We start from the raw sequence: 406 nt of genomic DNA, 5'->3' as shown, positions 1-406 counted from the left end.
GATCAGTTGCCCGCTATCGATCGGCTTCTCAATCAATGGAAAGTGCTCACCCAGGCGGCGTGCATCGTTCACCCGTTCAGGGAAGGCCGTCATGATGATCACGGGCACGACATGTGCCTGGCTATTCAAGATGCGCCTCAGCTCGAGGCCGCTGGTTCCGGGCATCTGGAGATCGGAAACGATGCAGTCGAAACTGTCTGCGCCGGTCGCGAGCAATGCATCGGCGGACTCAAATGCCACGGTTCGAATGCCGAACGAACGCAGCAAGCCGGCCATCGAGGTCCGGACAAGCTCATCATCGTCGACGATCGCGATGGCAATATTCGCGCCCAAGGGACACCTTTCAGGACGTATGGATATACGACTAGCAGTTTAACGCCGACGAAAGGTACGGCAATCGAACGTA

At 57.1% G+C, this 406-nt stretch carries 1 protein-coding gene; it reads right to left on the bottom strand.

What is annotated here, in order from left to right:
• Positions 1 to 333, bottom strand: a 333-nt coding sequence (locus PY649_RS34910; protein WP_285873632.1) for a response regulator transcription factor, incomplete at its 3' end; no start/stop codon positions are given.
• Positions 334 to 406 lie beyond the last annotated feature (73 nt).

Origin of the sequence: Rhizobium mayense (assembly GCF_030272705.1) — a bacterium.
Taxonomy (GTDB): Bacteria; Pseudomonadota; Alphaproteobacteria; order Rhizobiales; family Rhizobiaceae; genus Rhizobium; species Rhizobium mayense.
The sequence above is the reverse complement of the archived record's forward strand: the minus strand, read 5'-3'. Positions and strand labels throughout refer to the sequence as shown.